The organism is Gallibacterium genomosp. 2 (assembly GCF_000771895.1).
Lineage (GTDB): Bacteria > Pseudomonadota > Gammaproteobacteria > Enterobacterales > Pasteurellaceae > Gallibacterium.
Genome location: NZ_JPXY01000017.1, coordinates 122,920 through 132,722 on the forward strand (window position 1 = coordinate 122,920; position 9,803 = coordinate 132,722).

Annotated in this window: 8 protein-coding genes; 6 read left to right on the forward strand and 2 right to left on the reverse strand. The window is 37.5% G+C overall.

Annotated features, from left to right (window positions below; translation table 11 throughout):
• Window positions 1-162 precede the first annotated feature (162 nt).
• The 6 genes from nhaB to P375_RS04250 all read left to right on the forward strand — a co-directional run bounded on the left by nhaB (window position 163) and on the right by P375_RS04250 (window position 6,793).
• Window positions 163-1,719: a Na(+)/H(+) antiporter NhaB gene (nhaB, locus tag P375_RS04225; RefSeq protein WP_039134713.1), complete on the forward strand. Its 1,557-nt coding sequence runs from the start codon at window positions 163-165 to the stop codon at window positions 1,717-1,719.
• Between the two features lie 11 nt (window positions 1,720-1,730).
• A complete protein-coding gene (gene dsbB / locus P375_RS04230) occupies window positions 1,731-2,270 on the forward strand; it encodes a disulfide bond formation protein DsbB (protein WP_039134715.1) in 540 nt (179 codons plus the stop codon).
• Between the two features lie 70 nt (window positions 2,271-2,340).
• Window positions 2,341-4,602 (forward strand): ATP-binding protein, encoded by a 2,262-nt coding sequence (locus P375_RS04235; protein ID WP_039134717.1) that lies wholly within the window; start codon window positions 2,341-2,343, stop codon window positions 4,600-4,602.
• Window positions 4,602-5,333 (forward strand): 2-succinyl-6-hydroxy-2,4-cyclohexadiene-1-carboxylate synthase, encoded by a 732-nt coding sequence (gene menH, locus P375_RS04240; RefSeq protein WP_039134720.1) that lies wholly within the window; start codon window positions 4,602-4,604, stop codon window positions 5,331-5,333. The genes P375_RS04235 and menH overlap by 1 nt, the downstream gene beginning before the upstream one ends.
• Window positions 5,334-5,346: 13 nt before the next feature.
• Window positions 5,347-6,204, forward strand: coding sequence for a 1,4-dihydroxy-2-naphthoyl-CoA synthase (menB, locus tag P375_RS04245; RefSeq protein WP_039134723.1), 858 nt, complete (start codon window positions 5,347-5,349; stop codon window positions 6,202-6,204).
• A gap of 55 nt (window positions 6,205-6,259) precedes the next feature.
• Complete coding sequence (locus P375_RS04250) at window positions 6,260-6,793, forward strand: gamma carbonic anhydrase family protein (RefSeq protein ID WP_039134727.1); 534 nt, start codon at window positions 6,260-6,262, stop codon at window positions 6,791-6,793.
• 71 nt (window positions 6,794-6,864) lie between these two features.
• On the opposite strand, the gene glyS is transcribed toward P375_RS04250, so the two are convergent.
• Both glyS and P375_RS04260 read right to left on the reverse strand, forming a co-directional pair.
• Entirely contained in the window at window positions 6,865-8,931 is a 2,067-nt protein-coding gene (gene glyS, locus P375_RS04255; RefSeq protein ID WP_039134730.1) for a glycine--tRNA ligase subunit beta, read from the reverse strand.
• A 46-nt stretch (window positions 8,932-8,977) separates the two neighbouring features.
• On the reverse strand, window positions 8,978-9,688 hold the full coding sequence (locus tag P375_RS04260; RefSeq protein ID WP_039134733.1) for a hypothetical protein: 711 nt from the start codon (window positions 9,686-9,688) through the stop codon (window positions 8,978-8,980).
• Between the last annotated feature and the right edge of the window lie 115 nt (window positions 9,689-9,803).

The window sequence follows — 9,803 nt, forward strand, 5'->3', positions numbered from 1 at the left end:
TACTTAAAAGAGATGAAATAGTGAAAATTTTTGATCCTTCACAAATAAAATGAATATCGGATGAATGAACTTGCAAGATTGTATTACAATCTTGCTCGTTGTACATTGAAAAAATTCAATATTCTTTGATCAAAAAAACTTACAGTCTATGGAGATGACGTTATGGCGTATTTGCAAGCTGGTATGCAAAACTTTTTAGGGAAAAGCCCAAATTGGTATAAATTACTTATTATCGGTTTTTTATTGATAAATCCGATTGTTTTTTACATTGATCCTTTTACCGCAGGTTGGATCTTAGTTGCTGAGTTTATCTTTACGCTCGCAATGGCATTAAAATGTTATCCCTTACAACCAGGTGGTTTACTAGCATTAGAGGCCGTAATTATAGGAATGACTACACCGGAACATATTAAGCACGAAATTATGGCTAACTTTGAAGTTATTATGTTATTGATGTTTATGGTTGCCGGTATTTATTTTATGAAACAATTGTTACTGTTTCTATTTACTAAACTTCTTCTTGCTATTCGCTCCAAACTTGTTCTTTCCTTAGCTTTCTGTATGAGTTCCGCATTTTTATCCGCTTTTCTTGATGCACTTACCGTTGTCGCCGTAGTTATCAGCGTCTGTATGGGGTTCTATGGGGTTTATCACAAAGTCGCTTCCGGTAATAAGTTTGATGATTCCACCGATATTACCAATGACGATAAAATCACCAACGCAAAAAATACATTGGAAGAGTTTCGTGCATTTTTACGTAGTTTAATGATGCACGCTAGTGTCGGTACGGCTTTAGGTGGTGTAATGACAATGGTAGGCGAACCACAGAATTTAATTATTGCTGAACAAGCTGGCTGGAATTTTAGTGAATTCTTCTTCCGTATGGCTCCAGTTACCCTTCCAGTTCTTCTTTGTGGTTTATTAACCTGCCTTGCATTAGAGAAATTTAAATTATTCGGCTATGGCGCACATTTGCCACGTCGTGTCTGGTTAGTGTTAGCAATTTTAGATCGTAGTCAAAGCGAAAAAATGACCAATAATGATCGTCTGAAATTAATCGTTCAAGCAATTATTGCTGTTTGGCTAATTATCGGTTTAGCATTTCACCTTGCAGCCGTTGGATTAATTGGTTTAACCATTATTATTTTAGCGACCTCTCTTTGCGGAGTTACCGATGAACATACTATTGGGCGCGCGTTCCAAGAGTCATTACCGTTTACTGCTTTGTTAGTGGTATTTTTCACAGTTGTTGCCGTCATTATCGATCAACATCTTTTCGGTGGCATCATTCAATTCGTATTAAGTGCTAGTGAAAGCTCACAACTTATGTTGTTCTATATCTTCAATGGTCTGCTTTCGTCTATTTCAGATAATGTATTCGTCGGCACTGTCTATATTAATGAAGCAAAAGCAGCTTTAGAAGCCGGCAAAATTTCATTAACACAATTTGAGTCTATTGCTGTTGCAATCAATACCGGAACTAACTTACCTTCAGTGGCAACACCAAACGGTCAAGCTGCATTCTTATTCTTATTAACTTCATCATTTGCCCCATTAATTCGTTTATCTTATGGTAGAATGGTGATTATGGCGTTACCTTATACCATTGTGTTATCTATCGTTGGTCTTATTGGTGTAGAATTTTTCTTACCGGAACTTGCTTCATTATTTACACAATGGGGTTTAATCCCAGTATCGCATATTCCACCGGTTCACTAGAAGGATAAATAATGTTCGTACTCTTTAAATCTTGGTCTTTAACTCGCACAGCTTGGTTTATTATGGCGTTATCAGGTGTCGCACTAGAGGGGGCGGCACTCTATTTTCAGTACGGTCTGGGGTTACATCCTTGTGTAATGTGTATTTATGAACGCGTTGCATTATTTGCAATTATTATAGGTGCATTAATTGGTGCCATTTATCCGTCTGTATTGGTTTGTCGACTTCTCGGTATTGCTGTCGGTTTATGGGGGGCAGTTAAAGGATTGATGATCGCTATCGAACACGTCGATTATCAATTCAATCCCGCACCTTGGAAACAGTGCGAATTCAAACCTGATTTCCCACATACATTGCCGTTAGATCAGTGGTTTCCACATATTTTTCAGGCAAGTGGCTCCTGTAGTGATATCACTTGGAAATTCCTTGGCTATACAATGCCACAATGGTTAATTGCTATATTTGTTATCTATATTGTTATTTGGCTAATCGTGGCATTATCTCAATTCAAACGCCACCCTTTTTCTCGTCAACGTCAATTGTTCAGATAAGAGTGAATAAAAAAGGATAATTATTTGATATTTATCCTTTTTTCTTATTTTTCAGATAAAGGTTAAAAATATGGTTGATATTCGTCATTCACTACAAAAATATATTGATTGGGTTATTCGGCTTGGGCGTTTACGTTTTTCAATTTTAGGGATTACTATCCTAGCGGTATTTGCACTTTGTACGCAAATTCTCTTAAGCATCTTCATCATTGGCACTATAGATTGGATGGATATCATTCGTTCTATTACATTCGGCCTAATTTCAGCACCTTTTGTGATCTATTTTTTTAATGTGATTGTGGAAAAACTAGAGCTGTCACGCCAACATTTGCACGAATCAAATTTAGAATTATCTAATACTTTAACTTTGTTGGAACAAGAAATTAGTGCTAAAAATAAAGCCCAAATTGCACTACAACAAAAAGCAGATTTCTTACGTTCTTTTATTGATGCCTCTCCTGATTTAGTTTTTTCTCGTGCGGAAAATGGGCAATTATTAGAATGTAACCGTGCAATGGAGTTATTGACAGGAAAAAGTGAGGCAGAATTAAAAACCTTAGAGATCGAACAAACATTTTCTGTTGATATTGCAAAATATGTACGAGCAACTGATCGAGCTGTCTTGGATAATAATTATGGAATGACTTACGAGCAGTGGTTTAAATATCCTAATGGCAAACTGGCCTGTTTTGAAATCCGCAAAGTACCTTATTATGATCGCATTAATAAACAGCACTGTTTATTGGGTTTTGGGCGAGATATTACAGAACATAAACGTTATCAGGAAACCATTGAAAAAGCGAGCCGTGATAAGTCCACACTAATGGCAACTATTAGCCACGAATTGCGCACCCCTCTTAACGGTATAATAGGTTTGAGTAGAATTCTGTTAGATAGCCAATTAAATGAGGAGCAGCGTAATTATCTACATACTATTAATGTGAGTGCTGTTTCACTCGGGCATATTTTTAGCGATATCATTGATTTAGAAAAATTAGATACTCGTCGAATTCAACTTTATAAGAAAGAAACCAACGTAATGCATTTATTGAGCGATATTAATAATTTTGCAACTTTTATGACCAATCAAAAAAATCTCAGTTTTAAGCTTGAATATGATCAAAATTTGCCAAATTTATTGTTGTTAGATTATGCTCGTATTTCACAAATTCTATGGAATTTAATTAATAATGCTGTGAAATTTACGCCTTCCGGCGGTCTGACATTACGATTTTCACGTTTGGATCAAAATACTTATAGCTTTGCGCTAACTGATACCGGCATCGGTATTCCTCAATCCGAATTGAAGAAGATCTTTGCAATGTATTATCAAGTTCGTACCGCTAATCAAAAAGCACTTGGCAGCGGTATCGGTCTATCGATTTCCAAACGTATTGCTAAATTAATGAACGGTGATCTCACTGTTGTTAGCGAACTGGGCAAAGGTTCAACCTTCACATTCACATTTAAAGCAGAACAAGCACATAAATTGCCGAAAATCTCCTCTACTCCAGAACTGCAAAATTTATCGGTATTACTGGTTGAAGATATCGAAATCAACATTATTGTTGCTAAATCTGTTTTAGAAAAACTGGGTTATCAAGTAGACATTGCAATGAACGGTAAAGAGGCAATTCATAAAATTGAAAATAATCAATATGATCTAGTTTTCCTTGATATTCATCTACCTGATATGACAGGATTTGAAATTGCAGATTATCTACATCAGCAATATGAAGATGAAAAATTCGATTATTTACCGCCTCTGGTCGCATTAACAGCAAATGTCGTTTCCAATAAACAAGATTATCTGAAACACGGAATGGATGATGTGTTACAAAAACCGTTGTCACTCGATGCTTTAAATAAATGTTTATTGCAACTATTTAATCTACAACCAGAAAATTCCAGCGACAAAGAAAAACAGGAAAACTCTCACGAAATGGAAACTATACCTTCTGTACAGGATAAACAGTGGCCTCAACTTGATTTGTCCATTCTTGATGAGCTTTATGAAATTCTTGGCAAACAAGCAATTCAAAATAATTTAAAACTTTTTGTCGCAACAATGCCAGAATATCTACAGCAACTTATGCAAGAGTATCAACGCTATTTGAGTGATCCGCAGAAGAAATTACAGCTTACTGAAACAGCACACAAAATGAAAGGAGCTGCCGCTTCGGTCGGATTAAAACAGCTACAACAAGTTTGTAAAGCAATTCAAGACGGAGATAATAGTGATTGGCAAATATGTCTTGCTAATCGTATTGAACAATTAAAGTCTTGGCAACAACACGTAGCAAGTTTACAACGCTGGCTGGATAGCAAATAATGTTACAAAACTTAATTTTTTTGCACGGATTTCTTGGCAGCAGTAAAGATTGGGAAAATGTTATTAAGTATCTACCCTATTATCATTGTTACTGTTTAGATTTACCTTCACACGGTCAAAATAGGCAAAATATGGCAGATTTTGACCAATGCTCCGAATGGTTATCCAATAAAATTCATCACTTAATCGGAAATCAACCTTATCATTTAATCGGCTACTCGTTAGGTGGTCGTTTAGCTGCCTACTTTGCTACACAAACACAATTTGCACATCATCATTTGCAACAAGTCTTTCTAGAAGGAGCAAATTTAGGTTTAGATACCGAACAGGAAAAACAACAACGTTGGCAAAATGACATAAAGTGGGCAACACGATTTGCATCAGAAAATATTGAAACAGTGCTTAAAGATTGGTATCAACAAGCAGTTTTTTCGGATTTAACGGCTTTGCAACGCCAACAATTAATTGCAATTCGCAAACATAATAACGGTAGCGATTTGGCAAAAATGTTAAATGCAACCTCATTAGCCAAACAACCTAATCTTTGGCAACAAATTCAAACTCAGCCACAAAAATTTCACTATATTTGTGGAGAAAATGATAAAAAATTTAAACTGTTGGCTGAAAAACATCAATTAAACCTAACATTAATTGCTAAAGTTGGGCATAATGCGCATATTCATCAACCGGCAGCATTTGCCGAGTGTTTAATCACCCTATTCAATCAATAAAAAAGGAAATTTTATGTTATATCCAAGTGAAGACTTTTTATACGCTCCTGTTGAATGGCAAAATTGTAGCGAAGGTTATAGCGATATTTTGTATCACAAATCAAAAGATGGTATTGCTAAAATTACAATTAATCGCCCTGAAGTACGTAATGCTTTCCGCCCACAAACCGTAAAAGAGATGATTAAAGCCTTTTCTGACGCTCGTTTTGATGAAAAAATCGGCGTTATTGTTTTAACCGGTCAAGGTGAGAAAGCCTTCTGCTCCGGCGGTGATCAAAAAGTGCGTGGTGATTACGGTGGTTATAAAGATGATCAGGGCGTTCATCATTTGAATGTGCTTGATTTCCAACGCGATATTCGCACTTGCCCGAAACCGGTAGTGGCAATGGTAGCAGGTTATGCGATTGGCGGCGGTCACGTTCTACATATGATGTGCGATCTAACCATCGCAGCCGATAATGCTATTTTTGGTCAAACCGGTCCTCGCGTCGGTTCTTTTGATGGTGGCTGGGGTGCTTCTTATATGGCTCGCATTGTTGGTCAGAAAAAAGCTCGTGAAATCTGGTTCTTATGCCGTCAATATAATGCAAAAGAGGCTCTGGATATGGGGTTAGTCAACACCGTCATCCCTTATGCCGATTTAGAAAAAGAGACTGTGCGTTGGTGTCGTGAAATGTTGCAAAACAGCCCTATTGCATTACGTTGTTTGAAAGCGGCATTAAATGCAGATTGTGACGGTCAAGCCGGCTTGCAGGAATTGGCAGGCAATGCCACAATGCTGTTCTATATGACCGAAGAGGGACAAGAAGGCAGAAATGCCTTTAATGAAAAACGTCAACCAGACTTCAGCAAATTTAAACGTAATCCTTAATTTCCCGTGGTCAGCATTCGCTGACCATTTCTTTTCCATCTAGAGGCAATCAACTATGGCAATCCGAAATTACTTATCTTTCACACCACAATTAGGCAAAGATGTTTATGTCGATGAAGCGGCTACCGTTATTGGTAAAGTTTGGCTTGATGATAGCGTTTCCGTTTGGCCTGGAGCTGTCTTGCGTGGTGATGTGAATGATATTCGCATTGGCGCACGCAGCAATATACAGGATCTCTGTGTACTGCATACTACTCGATCCACTACAGAACATCCTAAGGGTTCTCCTTTGAAAATCGGAGAAGATGTTACTGTCGGTCATAGTGTTACTTTACACGGTTGTACTATAGGAAATCGAGTTTTAGTCGGAATGGGTAGCATTATTTTAGATGATGCTGTCATTGAAGATGACGTTATCATTGGCGCCGGTAGTTTAGTCCCACCGCGAAAGCACCTAACTAGCGGTTATCTCTATCTTGGCTCTCCTGTCAAAATGATTCGTCCATTAACTGAAGAAGAAAGCAAATTCTTACGAATTTCCGCACAAAATTATATTAATACAGCGGCGGACTTTCTTAGTATGAAATAACAAAAACAAAAAAGACCGAATATTCATTCACTATTCGGTCCTTCCTCTAAATTTTTCAAATTCAATTAACGTTATTGTAATAACGAAATATCTGCAATTTTAAAGAACAGATCACGCAAGTTTTTCAATAAGGCTAAACGATTTTGACGAAGTTTTTCATCTTCAGCATTTACCATCACATTATCAAAGAAACTATCAACGCTTTCTCGCAAATCGGCCAAACGGCTCAATACAGTTTGATAATCGCCTTTTTCAAATAATGGTTGCAACTCACGTTGCAATTCCAATACACGTTCTGCTAAATTGATCTCTTGAGGTTCACAGCACAATGAGAGATCAATATTTTCTGGCAACACGCCATCAACTTTGGAAAGGATATTTTGTACACGTTTATTTGCTGCAGCTAGTGCCTGAGCTGCATCTAAAGTACGAAAATGATTAACAGCTTTAACTCGTGCATCAAAATCTGCTGGTTTAGTCGGACGACAAGCCAATACTGCCTGAATCACATCTACCGAAATACCTTCTTCTTGATACCAAGCACGGAAACGACCAAGTACAAAATCAACCACTTCTTCAACCACATTAGCATTGCTTAATTTATCACCATATAATGCGGTTGCTTTCTGTGCCAAATCAACCAAATCAAGTGGTAATTTTTTCTCAACAATAATCCGCAACACACCCAACGCTGCACGGCGTAAAGCAAACGGATCTTTATCCCCTTTCGGGTGCTGACCAATGCCAAAAATCCCGGTCAATGTGTCTAATTTATCCGCCAATGCCACTGCACAAGCCACAAGAGAATGTGGAAGCTCATCACCGGCGAAACGCGGCATATATTGCTCATTCAACGCTACCGCGACTTCTTCATCTTCCCCGTCGTGGCGAGCATAGTGCATTCCCATTACGCCTTGTGTATCAGTAAATTCAAACACCATATTGGTCATTAAATCGCATTTAGACAACAAACCGGCACGTTCCGCTTTTGCAACATCTGCGCCAATTTGTGCAGCAATTTCACCACTGAGTTTTTCGATACGCTCAGTTTTATCAAATAATGTACCGAGTTGTTGTTGGAATAATACGGTTTTAAGGCGTGGAAGATTGTCTTCTAAACGCTGTTTTAAATCGGTTTTAAAGAAAAATTCTGCGTCCGTTAAACGTGGACGCACCACTTTTTCATTTCCTTCGATAACTGAAGATTGATCTTGCGGATTGATATTGGAAACGAAAATAAAATTAGGTAATAACTTACCGTTTTGATCATAAATAGGGAAATATTTCTGATCACCTTTCATTGTATAAACTAAAGCTTCCGCTGGCACAGCTAAAAAACGCTCCTCAAATTTTGCAGTCATCACCACTGGGAACTCAACTAATGAGGTTACTTCGTCAAGCAAATCATCCTCAATATCTGCAACGCCACCGATTTTTGCTGCTGCTTTTTCAGCGTCTTGGCGGATAATTGTTTTACGTTGTTCAAAATCAGCGATCACGCTGCCTTTTTTCTCTAAAATTTCAGGATATTGTTCGGCATTTTCAATGGTCAATTCTTGTTCGCCTAAGAAACGGTGTCCACGAATCGTTCTGCCACTCGCCACGCCAAGAATGTCGCCCTCGATTAGCTCATCACCAAACAGCAACGTTACCGTATGCACAGGGCGGACGAATTGTTCGCTTTTATCACCCCAACGCATTGTTTTTGGAATTGGTAATTTCGCAAGGGCATTGCTGATAATGCCTAGCAGAAGATTTTTAGTCGGTTGCCCCTCAATCACAGCACGATGCACCAGCCATTCGCCTTTGTCCGTAGTCAAACGCTCCGCTTGATCCACACTAATGCCGCAGCCTCTCGCCCAACCCTCAGCTGCTTTGGTTGGCTTGCCCTCCGCATCAAACGCCGCTGTAACAGCAGGCCCACGTTTTTCCACTTCTTTGCTCGGTTGTGCTTCCGCCAACCCCAACACTTTCACCGCTAAACGGCGAGGGCTAGCAAACCATTCAACCGCATCAAACGCCAAACCTGCTTGAGTGAGCTCTTGCTCTACGTTGTCTTTAAATGCCACCGCTAATTTTTTCAGAGCCTTCGGTGGTAGCTCTTCAGTGCCGATCTCGGCGAGGAAGGTTTTTGTCATGTTGTTTCTCTAAATCTAACTAAGTATTAATTCAGTAAAATTTGAATTATTTTGTACAAATAAAATGGTCTAAGAAACCAGCTTTTTCAGAGAGATTTACTAAAACTAGTTTCTCAACTTCTTGATCTGTAATAGCTCTTTTTATTTTCTCTTTTTGCTGTGCAGTATTAGCTGTAATCTCATAAGAATAATCGACTTTATCAAGTATTTTCTTATTATTCAATTTTGCTTTTATAAATAAAGTATAAAAAGTATTTTCATTTCTTAAATCATAGTAATTAGATGCGATATTCAGCAATATACCATTTTTAGATATAAAATCTTGACATAATTTATTCTTGGAAAAATAAGTAGTTTGAGAGATTCTCCCCTTTCCAATTTCATATAAATCAAAATAACGCTCTGCTTTTAGGTTTAATATATCATCTTTACTATATGGTGAAAAATATCTATCTCCAGATTTATTCACAATTCCTAAGTAAATATTTTCATCATATGCATCAAGTAAATACAAATCTGCCAGTTCTCTATGAGAAGTAACACCACTAAATGTAGTCTTTATATTAATTGAACCCTTTGAATCTTCTTTTTTAGTTGTTACAGTTTTAAAAAAAGTTGCTTCTTGCACATTTCCTTTATTATCAATAAATTTAATCCAATCAAAAACTGCATCAGGATTCCTAGCATAATAGATATCAGCACAAGAAAGTAATAATCCTGTAGTAAGTAAAATGAAAGATGTTTTGAAAGTTTTCATAGATCACCTAAAAATAGTTTAAGAATTAAAGTTCTCTTTTACCCGAGATACCACCAAATGCAATCGCTGTCGAGGATGTTTTTTGTCATTAAATATATCTGGTATAGGACAAATC

Excerpts from the sequence above, each read along its gene's own strand:
- nhaB (WP_039134713.1), top strand. The coding sequence starts at position 163 with ATGGCGTATTTGCAAGCTGGTATGCAAAACTTTTTAGGGAAAAGCCCA.
- dsbB (WP_039134715.1), top strand. The coding sequence starts at position 1,731 with ATGTTCGTACTCTTTAAATCTTGGTCTTTAACTCGCACAGCTTGGTTT.
- P375_RS04235 (WP_039134717.1), top strand. The coding sequence starts at position 2,341 with ATGGTTGATATTCGTCATTCACTACAAAAATATATTGATTGGGTTATT.
- menH (WP_039134720.1), top strand. The coding sequence starts at position 4,602 with ATGTTACAAAACTTAATTTTTTTGCACGGATTTCTTGGCAGCAGTAAA.
- menB (WP_039134723.1), top strand. The coding sequence starts at position 5,347 with ATGTTATATCCAAGTGAAGACTTTTTATACGCTCCTGTTGAATGGCAA.
- P375_RS04250 (WP_039134727.1), top strand. The coding sequence starts at position 6,260 with ATGGCAATCCGAAATTACTTATCTTTCACACCACAATTAGGCAAAGAT.
- glyS (WP_039134730.1), bottom strand. The coding sequence starts at position 8,931 with ATGACAAAAACCTTCCTCGCCGAGATCGGCACTGAAGAGCTACCACCG.
- P375_RS04260 (WP_039134733.1), bottom strand. The coding sequence starts at position 9,688 with ATGAAAACTTTCAAAACATCTTTCATTTTACTTACTACAGGATTATTA.